We start from the raw sequence: 13,052 nt of genomic DNA, 5'->3' as shown, positions 1-13,052 counted from the left end.
TATGGCCTTGGAGTAGTATCCACCTATTATTTCCCGGAGTCATGAATATGTCAAAGGAATCATCTGCCGCTGACTCGCTGGACTTCCTGAAATCCATGTGGAACAGCATGGGATTTTCCCTCCCCGGCATGGTGACGCCGACGGTGGATGTGGATGAGATCGGCAAGCGGATTGCCGATCTCAAGGCGGTCGAAGGCTGGCTGAAGACCAATCTGAACATGCTGCAAATGACGATTCAAGGATTGGAGATGCAGCGGGTCGCGCTGATGACGGTGCAGGCGATGGGCCAGTCGGTGCGGGCGGCCATGGATGCCGGCGAGCAGGGAACAGCAACGGCAGCGGCAGATTCGGCCGGCGCGGCCAATCCCTTTGCTCAGGTGGCGCTGGATACGATGATGAATCCGGCGCTCTGGCCGTGGAATTTCATGCAGCAACCGGCGGCCGGAAACGAGGCGGGAGCGGCTGGCAGTACCGATGGACCCGCGGCAAAACCGAAGCCGGCCGCGCGCAGGAAGGCGGGAAAGAAGTAGTCATGCAGCGAGCCATGCAGCGGCATGGCGGGTGCCGCGCCGAGCTGGCCCGGCTTCAGCTTGCGGGCAGGCAGATTTCGCGTTTGCTGCCGTCGCTGCCGGTTGCCACATAGGTCAGCGTGGCTTCGGTGACCTTGACGACCAGCGGTTTCTCCGTGCAGGGCCGGTAGCGTTCCGCATACACCTGGACATCGACGGTGATCGAGGTGCGGCCGATGCGTGCCACCTTGCCGTAGAAGCTGACCACGTCGCCGACTGAAATGGGTTGCCTGAACTGGAAGGCATTGACCGCGACGGTGGCGATGCGTCCGCGCGCGACCTGGACGGCGACGACGCCACCGGCGATATCGACTTGCGACATCACCCAGCCGCCGAAGATGTCGCCGGCCGCATTCACGTCGGCCGGCATCGGCACGACGCGCAGGATCGGTTGTTCGTCGGGCAGCAGGACTGCTTCCACTTCCTTGTGGCTCATGATGGCTGACTCCAGGCTTCGGGCTCGGGATGGGCAGGGGATGGGCTGTCAAGTATAGCCAAGCGCCAGATGTTCCGGGGCGCTGCGTATAATTCGCCGCTTATGTCCGTTTCGTCTCCCCATCTTCTTTCCGGGCTCAATGCCGAGCAGCTCGCTGCGGTCACCCTGGAACCGCGCCATGCCTTGATCCTTGCCGGCGCCGGCAGCGGCAAGACGCGCGTGCTGACCACGCGCATCGCCTGGCTGCTGGCGCAAGGGCTGGCCGGTCCGCACAATATTCTCGCCGTGACCTTCACCAACAAGGCGGCGAAGGAGATGCTGGCGCGCCTGTCGGCCATGTTGCCGGTCAACACCCGCAGCATGTGGATCGGCACCTTTCATGGCCTGTGCAACCGCCTGTTGCGCGCGCATCATCGCGAGGCGGGACTGCCGCAGATGTTCCAGATCCTCGATCAGTCCGATCAGCTTTCGGCGATCAAGCGCCTGCTGAAGTCGCTGAATGTCGATGACGAAAAGTTTCCGCCGCGCGATCTGCAGCATTTCATCAATGCCCACAAGGAGCAGGGCGAGCGGCCGGCGGCGGTCGAGGCCTGGGATGACTACAGCAGAAAACGCGTCGAGTTGTACGCGGCCTACGAGCAGCAGTGCCAGCGCGAAGGCGTGGTCGACTTCGCCGAGCTGCTGCTGCGCAGCTTCGAGTTGCTGGAGCGCAACGAGCCTGTGCGCAACCATTATCAGCAGCGGTTCCGCCACATCCTGGTCGATGAATTCCAGGACACCAACAAGCTGCAATACCGCTGGCTGAAGCTGTTGTCGGACGGCGGCGCCGGCGCGGCGGTGTTTGCCGTGGGGGATGACGACCAGTCGATCTACGCCTTTCGCGGCGCGGATGTCGGCAACATGCACGCCTTCGAACGCGAGTTCGCCGTGCCGGAGGTGATCCGCCTCGAACAGAACTACCGTTCGCAGGGCAACATCCTCGATGCGGCCAACGCCATCATCAAGCACAACGAAACGCGCCTGGGCAAGAATCTGTGGACCGAGGCCGGCAGCGGCGAGCCGCTGTGCGTCTTTGAAGCCGCCAGCGATCTCGAAGAGGCGCGCTGGATCGTCGAGGAAATCAGGGCGCTGATGCGCGACGGCCGCGCGCGCAGCGAGATCGCGCTGCTCTATCGTTCGAACGCCCAGTCGCGGGTGCTGGAGCACGCGCTGTTTTCCGCCGGTCTGCCGTATCGCGTGTATGGCGGCCTGCGCTTTTTCGAGCGCCAGGAAATCAAGCATGCGCTGGCCTATCTGCGCCTGCTCGCCAATCCCGACGACGATACGGCCTTCGCGCGTGTCGTCAACTTCCCGACGCGCGGCATCGGCGCGCGCTCCCTGGAGCAGCTTGCCGATGCGGCCAGGCTGCATCAGTGCAGCCTGCACCAGGCGATAGTCCATCTTGCCGGCAAGGCGCAGAGCGTGCTGCAGAATTTTTCCGGCTTGCTCGACCGGATGCGCGAGGGCGCTGCCGGCTTGCCGCTGCCCGAGGTGATTGACCATGTCGTCGAACTGTCCGGCCTGCGCGAGCACTATCGCAACGACCGGGAAGGCCAGGACCGCCTGGCCAACCTCGACGAACTGGTGACCGCCGCCGCCAGCTTCGTTGCCGAGGAGGATCGTCGTCCCATAGCGGCAGATGATGATGCCGCTGCCGCGGACGAAGGCGAGCTGATCGCCTTCCTGACGCATGCCGCCCTGGAGGCGGGCGATCACCAGGCAGAGGACGGCGACGATGCCGTGCAACTGATGACCGTGCATGCCGCCAAGGGGCTGGAGTTCAACATCGTCTTCATCAGCGGTCTGGAAGAAGGACTGTTCCCGCACGAGAATGCCCTGCTCGAAACCCGGGGCGTGGAGGAGGAGCGGCGCCTGATGTACGTTGCCGTGACGCGCGCCCGCCAGCGCCTCTATCTGTCGTTCGCGCAGACGCGCATGCTGCATGGCCAGACGCGCTACAACATCGTCTCGCGCTTTCTCGACGAGATTCCGCAGCCGCTGCTGAAGTGGCTGACGCCGCAACTGCGCAATGCCGGCAGCGCTTATGCTTTCGGCGCTGCACGAAACGGCAGTTACGGCAACGATACCCGCAAGGCAGAGATCGCTGCCTTGCAGCGCGATGAGCCAAGCGGTTTTGCCGTCGGCCAGAGCGTGATGCACGACAAGTTCGGCCGAGGCGTCATCATCAACGCCGAAGGTTCGGGCCAGGACGCGCGCGTGCAGGTGAATTTCACCCATGCCGGCAGTAAATGGCTGGCGCTTGCCGTGGCCAAGCTGACGCCAGCCTGACTCAGCGTAATCCATATAAGCCCACGCAAATCCATGCAATCGCAACGAGGTCGTTCATGAATCCCAGCAAGTCCGTAATCGTCACCGGTGCCTTTGGCCGCCTTGGCCAGATGGTGCTTGCCGAGCTCAAGCAACGCGGCCATCGCCTGCTGGCGATGGATCTCGACAACCCGGCGAACCGCAAGGTCGCCGGCAAGCTGGGCGATTTGTATGACGAAGTGATCTGGGCCGACTTGCGCAAGCTGGAATTCCAGCCGCTGCTGAAAGACGTTGCGGCGGTCGTGCATCTGGGCGCGATTCTGCCGCCGCTGACCGAGACTGCGCCGGCGCTGGCGCGTGCGGTGAATGTCGAGGCGACTTTCCGCCTGATCGATGCCATCGAACAGTGTGCGGAGAAACCGCTGCTGATCTATCCCTCATCGGTGACGGTATTCGGCTTTCCGGAGCCGATGACCCGCCTGATGCGCGCCGACGATCCGGTTTCACCGACCGACAACTACACCCGCCACAAAGTCGAGATCGAGCAGCGTCTGGCGGCAAGCGGCATCCCCTGGTGCGTGCTGCGTGTCGGCGTGTCGGTCGATTCGCGCACTCTGGGCGCCGATCTGGCGACGATGCGCCAACTCTTCAACGTGCGTCACGACAATCCGCTCGAATACGTGCATCCATGTGACGTGGCGACCGCCGTGGCCAACAGCATCGACAACCCGCGCGCCGTCGGCCGAATCTTCCTGCTCGGCGGCGGCCACGACTGCCGGGTCACTCAGCATGAGTTTCTCAGCGTCGCCATCAATGCGCTGGGCATCGAGCTGCCGCGCGACATGTTGGGCAGCGAGCGCTTCTACACTTCCTGGATGGATACCACCGAATCGCAGGATGTCCTGCGCTTCCAGAACCACCGTTTTACCGACTACCAGGCCGACATGCGCAGTCGCCTGGGCGGCCTGCGCTGGCTCATGATGCCGCTCGGGCCGCTGGTGCTGTGGGCGATGCGCAAGATCCTGAAGTAGTCGCAGTCGTCGCGAAGCGTGAGCGGTTCAGCCGCGTTGGCGGCTGGCGCTTTTCACGGTTTTCTTTCGTCCGGTGGTTTTCTGCGCCTTGCCCAGCTCGTCGTACAGCGCGCTGAATTCCTGCGCCAGCTTGTGGCGCGCATCCAGGTGGATCATCGGCTTCGATTGCTGGTGCGATTCCTTGATCTTCACCGAGGACGACAACAGGGTGTCGAGCACCGGCAGGCCTTCGCCGCGCAATTCATCGACCAGTTGCTGCGGCAGGCTGGCGCGCGACTGGAACTGGTTGATGATGATGCCTTCGACCTGCAACTGATCGTTGTGATCGGTGCGGATTTCGGCGACGTTGTCGAGCAGCGCGTACAGCGCGCGCCGGGCGAATTCGTCGCAGTCGAAGGGAATCAGGCAGCGATCGGCGGCGATCAATGCCGAGCGCGTGTAGAAATGCAGCGCCGGCGGCGTATCGATCCAGATCTGGTCGTAGCCTTCGAGCGCTTCGAGCGCTTCGCGCAGCTTGTAGATCTTGTAGCGCGACTCCAGCTTGGCCTGCAGTTCTTCGAGCGAAGCATGCGAGGGCAGCAGGTGCAGGTTGTCGAAGGGCGTGGCGACGATGAACTCTTCGGTCGCGCGCGGGCGCAGCTTGAAACTGAGCATCTGGTCGAAGAACTCGGTGGCGCTGGCTTCCAGATCGTCGGCCGCATCGCCCAACAGGTAACGGGTGGTATTGGCTTGCGGGTCGAGATCGATCACCAGGGTCTTTTCCCCGCGCGCCGCGCCGACGGCCGCCAGATTGCAGGTGATGGTGCTCTTGCCGACACCGCCTTTCTGATTGAAAACCACGCGTCTCATGATGCTCCCCACTGAATGCCGAACGGCACATTCTGCCATACCGCACCGTGGCGCCGGGTTATCATCGGCGGATTTGATGCAGCCTTGGCGGAGCAAAACATGAGCCACCTGATGGACGAGCTGAAAAAGGCCGAACGGACGCGCAGCGCCGGTGTCCGCGCGCCGGCGGAAATTCGGCCGCAGGTTGCGCCCGGACGGCCCTCGCCAGTTCCTGCCATGACGCCGCGCGTCGCACCCCGGCCAGGCAGGTCGCCGGGCGTGATGGCGGCCATCCTGCTGCTCGGCGGCGCGCTGGTCTATGCGGCGTATGCCTGGCTGCACGAGTCCGCCGACCATCCCCCCTGTTGCCGCGTCGGCAGCGGCGGCAGCGGCGCCTGTCAGCATGCAACAGGCTCAGGCCGCCTTGCAGCAGGGCGATATCAGGCGGGCGTACATGGAATATCAGCGCGTGCTGGCCGTCGAACCGGGCAATCGCGCCGCCCTGCATGGCCTGGCGGAAATTGCGCTGAGCCAGGGACAGGAAGCCGTCGCCGGGAATTACTACCAGCGCGCATTGCAGGCGGATCCCCGGGATCTTCGCGCCGAAGTCGGCCTGATCGGTCTGCAGGCGCGCCAGGCCCCGCAGGCGGCCGAAGCGCGTTTGCGGGACTTGCTCGCCCAACAGCCCGAGGAGGCGCTGTTGCATTACGCGCTGGGCAATCTGCAGGCCAGCCGGTCGGACTGGCCCGAGGCGCAGGCCGCTTTCCTGCAGGCCTACCGCATCGAGCCGGACAATCCGGATTACCTTTTCAATCTCGCAGTCAGCTTCGATTCCCTGCAACAGCCGCAACAGGCGCTGCGTTTCTATCGACTCGCCCTGGCCGCCGCCGAGCAGCGTCCGGCGGGTTTCGACCGGCGGCAGGCGCAGATGCGGCTGGCGGCGCTGCGGGCGCCGCAAGAGAGCCAATAGCGGAAGCCGTGATTCGCACCGCGTCACGTCGTGTCGTACCGCGCCGCATCGTTGCCGCCTCGTCCTTGAGGGCGAGTAGAATTCCCCGTTTTGATCTGTGGCGGGAGGGAACGTGCGTTACTGGCTGATGAAATCCGAACCTGCGGGGTTCTCGATCGACGATTTTCTGGCCATGCCCAATCAGACCACGCCGTGGGACGGGGTACGCAACTATCAGGCGCGCAATTTCATGCGCGATCAGATGAAGGTTGGCGACCAGGTGTTCTTCTACCACTCCAACTGCAAGGAGCCGGGTATCGTCGGCCTGGCCGAGGTGAGCCGGGCGGCTTATCCCGACCAGACGCAGTTCAATCCCAAGAGCCACTACTACGATCCCAAGGCCACGCCGGAAAAGCCGCGCTGGGTGCACGTCGATGTGCGCTGCCTGCAGAAAACCCGTCTGGTGAGCATCAGCGAGCTGCGCTCCCATCCCGAACTGGCGCGCATGCGCACCCTGCAGCAGGGCAACCGGCTGTCGATCACCCCGGTCGATCCGGCCGAATGGCGCTTCATCTGTGAGCGGCTGCTCGGGATCAAGGCGGCAAGGGCCACAGCGCGATGATGAGTTGGGCCTGGCTGGGTTATCCCCTGCTGGGCATCTTCGCCGGCTTCATCGCCGGTCTGTTCGGCGTCGGCGGCGGGCTGATGCTGGTTCCCCTGCTGTTCATGCTGTTTGCCGCGCAGGGCATCGCCGAGGCGCATCTGATGCACCTGGCGCTGGGCACGGCGATGGCCACGATCGCCTTCACTTCGGTTTCCAGCATGCGCGCGCATCACCGCCACGCCGCCGTGCGCTGGGACATCGTCAGGCACATGGCGCCGGGATTGATGGCCGGCACGTTCGGCGGCACCTTCATTGCCAGCAGCATCCCGACGCGTCCGCTCGGCGTGTTGTTCACGGCGATCGTCTATTACGCGGCGCTGCAGATGAGCATCGGCTTCACGCCGAAGCCGACGCGGCGTCTGCCCGGCAGTCCCGGCCTGTTCCTTGCGGGCGCATTCATCGGTTGCATTGCCAGCCTCGTTTCGGCGGGCGGCGGATTCCTGTCCATTCCCTTCATGTTCTGGTGCAACGTCGCCATTCATCAGGCGATCGGCACTTCCTCGGCGCTCGGCTTTCCCATCGCCATTGCCGGCACCCTGGGCTACATCCTCAGCGGCTGGGGCGCCGAGGGTCTGCCGGCGTGGGCGCTCGGCTACGTCCATCTGCCGGCGCTGGCCGGCATCGTCGTCATGTCGATTGCCACCGCGCCGCTTGGCGCCAGGTTGGCGCATCGCCTGCCGGTCACGCAGTTGAAGCGCGCCTTTGGCGCCTTTCTCGCCCTGCTGGCGACCAAGATGCTGTATGGACTGCTCGGCTGAGTCGTCCGCCAGAGGTGGCGGACGCTATCCCTATCCGAGCAGGCGTCGTCGGATCAGCAGCAGCGCCGTCCAATAGGCCAGCAGCGCCGTCGCCAGCAAGGCGCCGACGTGCAGGGCGATGTCCTGCGGCACGCTGCCTTGCAGGAGCGGTCGAATCAGCAGCACGCTATGCGCCAGCGGCAGCGTCGTGGCCACGCCCTGCAGGGCGGCCGGCAGCCGGTCGATCGGGAAGAACACGCCGCACAGCAGCGTCATCGGCGTGACGAAGAGGGTGAAGTAGTACATGAAGAAATCGTACGACCTCGCCAGCGCGGTGACGATCAAGCCCAGGGCGGCAAAGGCCAGGCCGGTGCAGAAGATCACCGGGATGGCCCACAGGGCCAGCGGCGAGTGGACCAGGCCCAGCGCGGCGACGACGGCGAGTATGGCCAGGCCCGACAATGTGGCCTTGCTGGCCGCCCACAGGCATTCGCCGGCCAGCACGTCGTCGAGCGAGAGCGGGGCATTGAGGATGGCATCCCAGGTCTTCTGCACATGCATGCGCGAGAAGCCGGAGTACAGCGTCTCGAAGGAAGCGGCATTCATGGTGCTCGAACATACCGTGCCGCTGGCGAGAAAGACGATGTAGCTGACGCCGCCGACTTCCGGCAGCAGGCTGCCCAGACCATAGCCCAGACCGAACAGGTAGATCATCGGGTCGGCGAGATTGCCGAGCACGGAGGTCAGCGCCAGCTTGCGCCAGACTAGGAAGTTGCGCCGCCAGACGGCGATGGCGCGCAGCGAGAAGCGGGGCAGGTGGAGGTGGGCTGCGAGCTGCATGGTGCGGGTCTGTGTCCTCAGTCGCGCAGTTCGCGGCCGGTGAGCTTGAGGAAAACGTCTTCGAGGTTGGCGCGGCGGTGCAGCACGCGCAGGCCCGGCGCAGCACCGGTCAGCGCGAGCAGCGCCGCGAGCTTGTCGTCGGTGACATAGCAGAAGGCGGTTTCGCCGCTGACCTCGATCCGCGTCGCCAGCCCGTCCGCCTGTTGCCGCGCCCAGTCCGGCGCGTTCTCGCCGTAGAGTTCGACCACTTGCGGCTCGATGTGGCGCGTGATCAGTTCGTGCGGCGCGCCTTCGGCAACGATGCGTCCCGCGTCGAGGATGGCGAGGCGATCGCACAGACGCTCGGCCTCGTCCATGAAATGCGTCGTCAACAGAATGGTCTTGCCTTGCTGCAGCAGGCGCTTCAGGCGTTCCCAGATCAGGTGGCGCGCCTGGGGATCGAGGCCGGTGGTCGGTTCGTCGAGGATCAGCAGATCCGGATCATTCACCAGGGCGCGCGCCAGCGTCAGGCGCCGTTTCATGCCGCCGGACAGGCTGGCCAGCGGCGCATCGTCCTTGCCGGTCAGACCGGCGAATTCGAGCAGGGCGGGAATCCGCGCGCGGGTGGCCGCATCCGCCAGACCGAAATAACGGCCGAACACCAGCAGGTTTTCGGCGACGCTGAAATCCGGATCGAGGTTGTCGAATTGCGGCACGATGCCGACGCGGCTGCGGGCTTCGCGGGCGCGCTGCGGCACCGGCAGGCCGGCCATCTGGATCGCGCCGGCATCGGGCGTGGTCAGCCCCAGGCAGCAGCGCAGGGTGGTGGTCTTGCCGGCGCCGTTGGGGCCGAGCAGGCCGTAGCATTCGCCGCGCCGCAGGCCGAAGCTCACGCCGGTGACGACTTCGCGGCCCGCATACGACTTGCGCAGGTCGGCAACCGACAGGATGTCCGGCATGTCCGATATATCCGATACGGGCAATTTTTTCGGCACGTTTTGTACGCTCAGCACATCAGCGCTTCCATGCCGCATGGATGATGTTGCGGATGATGTGCAGCTTGCGATGGAAGAAATGATCCGCGCCCGGTACCAGGCTGATCGGCAGTTCCAGCGGCTCGGCCCAGGCGAGGACATTGGCCAGCGGCACCGTGGTGTCCTCCGAACCATGGATGACGATGGTGTCGGCGGGTACGGCGGCGGTATCGTAGCTGCGCGCGCCTTCGACATGGCCGGCGGCCGTGCCGACCAGTATCAGGCGTTCGGCCGGCGTGTCGCGTTCGGCGAGTATCCTGGCCAGACGGGTCGCCACATGGGCGCCGAAGGAAAAGCCGGCGAGCACCGTGGGCAGCGCACCGAAGCGCTGGACGGCGTATTGCTGCACGGCCAGCAGGTCGGCGGTTTCGGCCTCGCCCTGGTCGTGGCTGCCTTCGCTGGCGCCGACGCCGCGAAAGTTCGGCCGCAGCGTGACGTAGCCCAGACCGCGCAGGGCCTTGGCCAGTGTCGTCACCACCTTGTTGTCGGCCGTGCCGCCGAACAGTGGATGCGGATGGGCGACCAGCGCAATGCCGCGCAGCCCGGGCAGCGGCAGGGTATCGACGAAAACTTCGATGCGGCCATCCGGGCCGTCGAGCAGCAAGCGTTCAGTCATGGGCGCTCATGCGGTCAGATGCGCAGGCGTTCGACGACCTGGCCACCGATCAGGTGCGTGTCGATGATTTCGTCGATGTCTTCCTTGTCGATATAGGTGTACCAGACGCCCTCGGGATAGACGACGAGCACCGGCCCTTCGTCGCAGCGATCGAAACAGCCGGCAGAGTTGATGCGGATGCGTTGCCCCGCTTCGCCTTCGTTCAGGCCCAGTGCCTTGATGCGATCCTTGGCGTAATTGCGCAGTTCGACGCCGCCGCGCGCGCCGCAGCAGACCATGCCGGGTTCACGCTGGTTGGTGCAGAAGAAAACGTGGTGCTTGTAATAGTTCATGGCCATTCCGTCTGCTCAGGGGAGAAAATGGATTATATGGCGTCATTGCGCGGCCGTATCCCATGCGGCGAACAGGGAATGGCTGGATGGATACGGAGTGGGTAATGTTTCCTTGCATGAAACCTTGCGGAACAGTAAATTCGCGAGCACCGGGGTACCGTCTCGCGGAACGGGATGATCCGGATGTGCCGACGTTTCGATGTTTCCGATGGGCCGATACCGACAGGACGCGATGCAATGACCAAAGCCGCACCATTACTGCCAGCCAACTCTTTCCGCAAGCAGGTGATCTGGGCAGTGATTGCCGCGAATCTGCTGGTGGGACTCCTGACGGTACTGGTCCTTGGCAACGTTCACGGCTTTGGCGTGCCGGCTGCCATCATGACGGCCGTTTTCTTCATCTCTGCTTCGTTGCTGGCGGCACGCCTGCTGTTGCGTGCATCGGCGCAGCAGCAGGCCGGTCGTGAATCGCTGGCCGCTGTGAAGCAGGCGCAGCAGGAGGGCGAGCGGCGCTGGCGCAAAATGTTCGACCAGTCGCCGCTGGGCGCCGCCATCGTGGCGCCCGGTCATGGTTTCCTCGACGCCAATGAAACGCTCTGCCGGATCCTCGGCTATGAACGCGAGGAGCTGCTGGCGAAGAACTTCCGCGATGTCATGCATCCGGAAGAGCTGCCCCAGGAGCTGGAACGCATGCAGCGTCTGCTGACTGGCGATGCCGAGCATTACAACAGCGAAAGCCGTTATCTGTCGCAGAGCGGGGCGGATGTCTGGGCACAGGTGTCGATGAGCCTGGTAAAGGATGGCAATGGCCAGCCGCTCTATTTTCTGCCGCTGATCCAGGACATCGGCATGCGCAAGCAGGCCGAGGAGCAGATCAACTATCTGGCCTATCACGATGCGCTGACCGGTCTGCCCAACCGCCAACTGGCCAAGGACCGTCTGGATCATGCCGTGGCCTACGCCTCGCGCGAGAAGAGCGGGGTGGGCGTGCTGCACCTGGATCTCGATCACTTCAAGGCGATCAACGATACCCTCGGCCACCCGGTCGGGGACGGACTGATCAAGAAAATTGCCGACACGCTGCGCGACTGCGTGCGCACGACCGACACCATTGCCCGCCTGGGCGGCGACGAATTCCTGATCATCCTGGCCAATGTGATCGATCCGGAAATCATTTCCACCATCGCCACCAAGGTGCAGGAAACCCTGGGCACCACCTTCAAGGTGCAGGGGCACGACCTGACCACCTCGGTTTCCATCGGCATCGCCGTCTATCCGGAAGACGGCAAGGATTTCGATTCCCTGCTGAAGAAGGCGGATACCGCGCTCTACAAGGCCAAGGCCAGCGGCCGCAATACCTACCAGTTCTACACCGAGCAGATGAACAACGAAGCCGTCGAATATCTGAAGATTCGCAACGGCTTGCGCCAGGCGTTGATCAACGACGAATTCCTGCTGCACTACCAGCCGCAGATCAATCTGGCCGATGGCAAGGTGGTCGGGGTGGAGGCGCTGATTCGCTGGCGCCATCCGGAGATGGGCATCCTGCAGCCGGGACGGTTCATCGCCATTGCCGAGGAGAGCGGCCTGATCGTGCCCATGGGCGACTGGGCGCTCAAGCATGCCTGCCAGCAGGCGGTCGAATGGCGCAAGGCCGGCCTGCCGCCGATCGTCGTTGCGGTGAACCTGTCGGCGATCCAGTTCCAGCGCGGCGACATCGAGAAAAGCGTGGTGCAGGCGCTCAACGAATCCGGCCACGATCCGCAGTATCTGGAGCTCGAACTGACCGAATCGATCCTGGTGCAGGATATCGAGAAGACCCTGGAAATCCTCAAGCGCCTGAAGTCGATGGGCATCAAGCTGTCAATCGATGATTTCGGCACCGGCTATTCCAGCCTCTCCTACCTCAAGCGTTTCGATGTCGACAAGCTCAAGATCGACCAGTCCTTCGTGCGCGACATGGCCAGCGACAAGAACGATGCCGCCATCGTGCATGCCATCATCCAGATGGCGCGCAGCCTGAACCTGCAGGTGATTGCCGAAGGCGTCGAGGACGAGACCCTGGTTGCCATGCTGCATGGCCAGCACTGCGACGAAGCGCAGGGCTACCACTTCGCGCGGCCGATGGCGGCAGCGGCGTTCGTGGAATACATGGAAAATCTGATCGCGGCCAAGGCCATCGCCTGACGCCGGCCGCTGCGCTCAATACCCGGATCCGTGTCCGGCGGGGCGGTCGGGGGCCTCGGGCTTCCCGGATTCGCCGGACTCCCCGGGCTCCGCGTATTCCGCGAGGCCGAACCTGTCTTCGTGTATGCGCACACCGACGCCTTCGATGATTTCACCTTCGCCTTCAGCGTGCGCGGTACCGGTTGCGGCCATCGCCTCGGCGGCTTCCTGCATCTGGCGTCGCAGGGCTCGGGTCTTCCACCAGAACCAGGCGCCGACCAGTATGCCGGCGAACAGCAGCAGACCGAAAATGACGGCCGAGAATGCCAGCGCCAGCACCAGTGCCACGGCCGTTACGAGATACGACAAAACCCGGGCCAAGGGACTGGCATTGCGTTCCATGCCGCCTGCGGCGGACAACCCGGATAATCGCATTCGCTTGCTTCTGAATCTCACCGCTGCTTGCTCCTGTGGAAGTTGAGAGTTGTGTGCTGTGTGTTGCATGTCCCGCGCAGGGCCAGCATACCCGATAAACTCCTCCGTACCGTTTTCCGGATCGTCGGC

The 13,052-nt window shown here is 64.1% G+C and carries 14 protein-coding genes; 7 read left to right on the top strand and 7 right to left on the bottom strand.

Annotation, left to right across the window (positions count from 1 at the left end; translation table 11 throughout):
* Positions 1 to 47: 47 nt before the first annotated feature.
* Positions 48 to 530, top strand: a complete 483-nt coding sequence (locus SDENCHOL_RS12530) for a PhaM family polyhydroxyalkanoate granule multifunctional regulatory protein (RefSeq protein WP_067170277.1) — start codon at positions 48 to 50, stop codon at positions 528 to 530.
* A 55-nt stretch (positions 531 to 585) separates the two neighbouring features.
* Here the strand turns inward: SDENCHOL_RS12530 and SDENCHOL_RS12525 are convergent, their stop codons facing one another.
* Positions 586 to 1,005, bottom strand: coding sequence for an acyl-CoA thioesterase (locus SDENCHOL_RS12525; RefSeq protein ID WP_153011275.1), 420 nt, complete (start codon positions 1,003 to 1,005; stop codon positions 586 to 588).
* A gap of 102 nt (positions 1,006 to 1,107) precedes the next feature.
* On the opposite strand from SDENCHOL_RS12525, the gene SDENCHOL_RS12520 reads away from it, so the two are divergent.
* Positions 1,108 to 3,333 carry a UvrD-helicase domain-containing protein gene (locus SDENCHOL_RS12520; RefSeq protein ID WP_067170272.1) on the top strand — a complete coding sequence of 742 codons (2,226 nt, stop codon included), beginning with the start codon at positions 1,108 to 1,110 and terminating at the stop codon, positions 3,331 to 3,333.
* A 56-nt stretch (positions 3,334 to 3,389) separates the two neighbouring features.
* The gene (locus SDENCHOL_RS12515; protein WP_067170271.1) at positions 3,390 to 4,343 is read left to right on the top strand and encodes an NAD-dependent epimerase/dehydratase family protein; all 954 of its coding nucleotides are present in this window, start codon (positions 3,390 to 3,392) and stop codon (positions 4,341 to 4,343) included.
* A gap of 27 nt (positions 4,344 to 4,370) precedes the next feature.
* Here SDENCHOL_RS12515 and SDENCHOL_RS12510 read toward each other — a convergent pair whose 3' ends face one another.
* Positions 4,371 to 5,192 (bottom strand): ParA family protein, encoded by an 822-nt coding sequence (locus SDENCHOL_RS12510; protein ID WP_067170268.1) that lies wholly within the window; start codon positions 5,190 to 5,192, stop codon positions 4,371 to 4,373.
* A gap of 382 nt (positions 5,193 to 5,574) precedes the next feature.
* Here SDENCHOL_RS12510 and SDENCHOL_RS12505 point away from each other — a divergent pair, with 382 nt between their 5' ends.
* The 3 genes from SDENCHOL_RS12505 to SDENCHOL_RS12495 all read left to right on the top strand — a co-directional run bounded on the left by SDENCHOL_RS12505 (position 5,575) and on the right by SDENCHOL_RS12495 (position 7,542).
* Entirely contained in the window at positions 5,575 to 6,141 is a 567-nt protein-coding gene (locus SDENCHOL_RS12505; RefSeq protein ID WP_172955079.1) for a tetratricopeptide repeat protein, read from the top strand.
* A 112-nt stretch (positions 6,142 to 6,253) separates the two neighbouring features.
* Complete coding sequence (locus SDENCHOL_RS12500; protein WP_067170262.1) at positions 6,254 to 6,742, top strand: EVE domain-containing protein; 489 nt, start codon at positions 6,254 to 6,256, stop codon at positions 6,740 to 6,742.
* Complete coding sequence (locus SDENCHOL_RS12495; RefSeq protein ID WP_197706979.1) at positions 6,742 to 7,542, top strand: sulfite exporter TauE/SafE family protein; 801 nt, start codon at positions 6,742 to 6,744, stop codon at positions 7,540 to 7,542. Before SDENCHOL_RS12500 ends, SDENCHOL_RS12495 begins: the two co-directional genes overlap by 1 nt.
* 30 nt (positions 7,543 to 7,572) lie before the next feature.
* On the opposite strand, the gene SDENCHOL_RS12490 is transcribed toward SDENCHOL_RS12495, so the two are convergent.
* The 4 genes from SDENCHOL_RS12490 to SDENCHOL_RS12475 are packed head-to-tail and all read right to left on the bottom strand — an operon-like array spanning position 7,573 to position 10,322.
* Positions 7,573 to 8,361 carry an ABC transporter permease gene (locus SDENCHOL_RS12490; RefSeq protein ID WP_067170258.1) on the bottom strand — a complete coding sequence of 263 codons (789 nt, stop codon included), beginning with the start codon at positions 8,359 to 8,361 and terminating at the stop codon, positions 7,573 to 7,575.
* Between the two features lie 17 nt (positions 8,362 to 8,378).
* A complete protein-coding gene (locus tag SDENCHOL_RS12485; protein ID WP_067170741.1) occupies positions 8,379 to 9,299 on the bottom strand; it encodes an ATP-binding cassette domain-containing protein in 921 nt (306 codons plus the stop codon).
* Between the two features lie 55 nt (positions 9,300 to 9,354).
* The gene (locus SDENCHOL_RS12480) at positions 9,355 to 9,990 is read right to left on the bottom strand and encodes an alpha/beta hydrolase (RefSeq protein ID WP_067170255.1); all 636 of its coding nucleotides are present in this window, start codon (positions 9,988 to 9,990) and stop codon (positions 9,355 to 9,357) included.
* A 14-nt stretch (positions 9,991 to 10,004) separates the two neighbouring features.
* A complete protein-coding gene (locus SDENCHOL_RS12475; RefSeq protein ID WP_172955078.1) occupies positions 10,005 to 10,322 on the bottom strand; it encodes a (2Fe-2S) ferredoxin domain-containing protein in 318 nt (105 codons plus the stop codon).
* A gap of 237 nt (positions 10,323 to 10,559) precedes the next feature.
* Here SDENCHOL_RS12475 and SDENCHOL_RS12470 point away from each other — a divergent pair, with 237 nt between their 5' ends.
* A complete protein-coding gene (locus tag SDENCHOL_RS12470; RefSeq protein WP_067170250.1) occupies positions 10,560 to 12,509 on the top strand; it encodes a putative bifunctional diguanylate cyclase/phosphodiesterase in 1,950 nt (649 codons plus the stop codon).
* A gap of 15 nt (positions 12,510 to 12,524) precedes the next feature.
* Here SDENCHOL_RS12470 and SDENCHOL_RS12465 read toward each other — a convergent pair whose 3' ends face one another.
* Positions 12,525 to 12,890, bottom strand: a complete 366-nt coding sequence (locus tag SDENCHOL_RS12465; protein ID WP_067170247.1) for a hypothetical protein — start codon at positions 12,888 to 12,890, stop codon at positions 12,525 to 12,527.
* Positions 12,891 to 13,052 lie beyond the last annotated feature (162 nt).

This window comes from Sterolibacterium denitrificans, from assembly GCF_900174485.1.
GTDB lineage: Bacteria > Pseudomonadota > Gammaproteobacteria > Burkholderiales > Rhodocyclaceae > Sterolibacterium > Sterolibacterium denitrificans.
Note: the sequence above shows the minus strand (reverse complement) of the source record. Positions and strands in the feature narration are given on the sequence as shown.

Bases quoted from the DNA above. Each gene is read 5' to 3' on its own strand.
- SDENCHOL_RS12530 (WP_067170277.1), top strand. From the start codon at position 48: ATGTCAAAGGAATCATCTGCCGCTGACTCGCTGGACTTCCTGAAATCC.
- SDENCHOL_RS12525 (WP_153011275.1), bottom strand. From the start codon at position 1,005: ATGAGCCACAAGGAAGTGGAAGCAGTCCTGCTGCCCGACGAACAACCG.
- SDENCHOL_RS12520 (WP_067170272.1), top strand. From the start codon at position 1,108: ATGTCCGTTTCGTCTCCCCATCTTCTTTCCGGGCTCAATGCCGAGCAG.
- SDENCHOL_RS12515 (WP_067170271.1), top strand. From the start codon at position 3,390: ATGAATCCCAGCAAGTCCGTAATCGTCACCGGTGCCTTTGGCCGCCTT.
- SDENCHOL_RS12510 (WP_067170268.1), bottom strand. From the start codon at position 5,192: ATGAGACGCGTGGTTTTCAATCAGAAAGGCGGTGTCGGCAAGAGCACC.
- SDENCHOL_RS12505 (WP_172955079.1), top strand. From the start codon at position 5,575: ATGCAACAGGCTCAGGCCGCCTTGCAGCAGGGCGATATCAGGCGGGCG.
- SDENCHOL_RS12495 (WP_197706979.1), top strand. From the start codon at position 6,742: ATGAGTTGGGCCTGGCTGGGTTATCCCCTGCTGGGCATCTTCGCCGGC.
- SDENCHOL_RS12490 (WP_067170258.1), bottom strand. From the start codon at position 8,361: ATGCAGCTCGCAGCCCACCTCCACCTGCCCCGCTTCTCGCTGCGCGCC.
- SDENCHOL_RS12485 (WP_067170741.1), bottom strand. From the start codon at position 9,299: ATGCCGGACATCCTGTCGGTTGCCGACCTGCGCAAGTCGTATGCGGGC.
- SDENCHOL_RS12480 (WP_067170255.1), bottom strand. From the start codon at position 9,990: ATGACTGAACGCTTGCTGCTCGACGGCCCGGATGGCCGCATCGAAGTT.
- SDENCHOL_RS12475 (WP_172955078.1), bottom strand. From the start codon at position 10,322: ATGAACTATTACAAGCACCACGTTTTCTTCTGCACCAACCAGCGTGAA.
- SDENCHOL_RS12470 (WP_067170250.1), top strand. From the start codon at position 10,560: ATGACCAAAGCCGCACCATTACTGCCAGCCAACTCTTTCCGCAAGCAG.
- SDENCHOL_RS12465 (WP_067170247.1), bottom strand. From the start codon at position 12,890: ATGGAACGCAATGCCAGTCCCTTGGCCCGGGTTTTGTCGTATCTCGTA.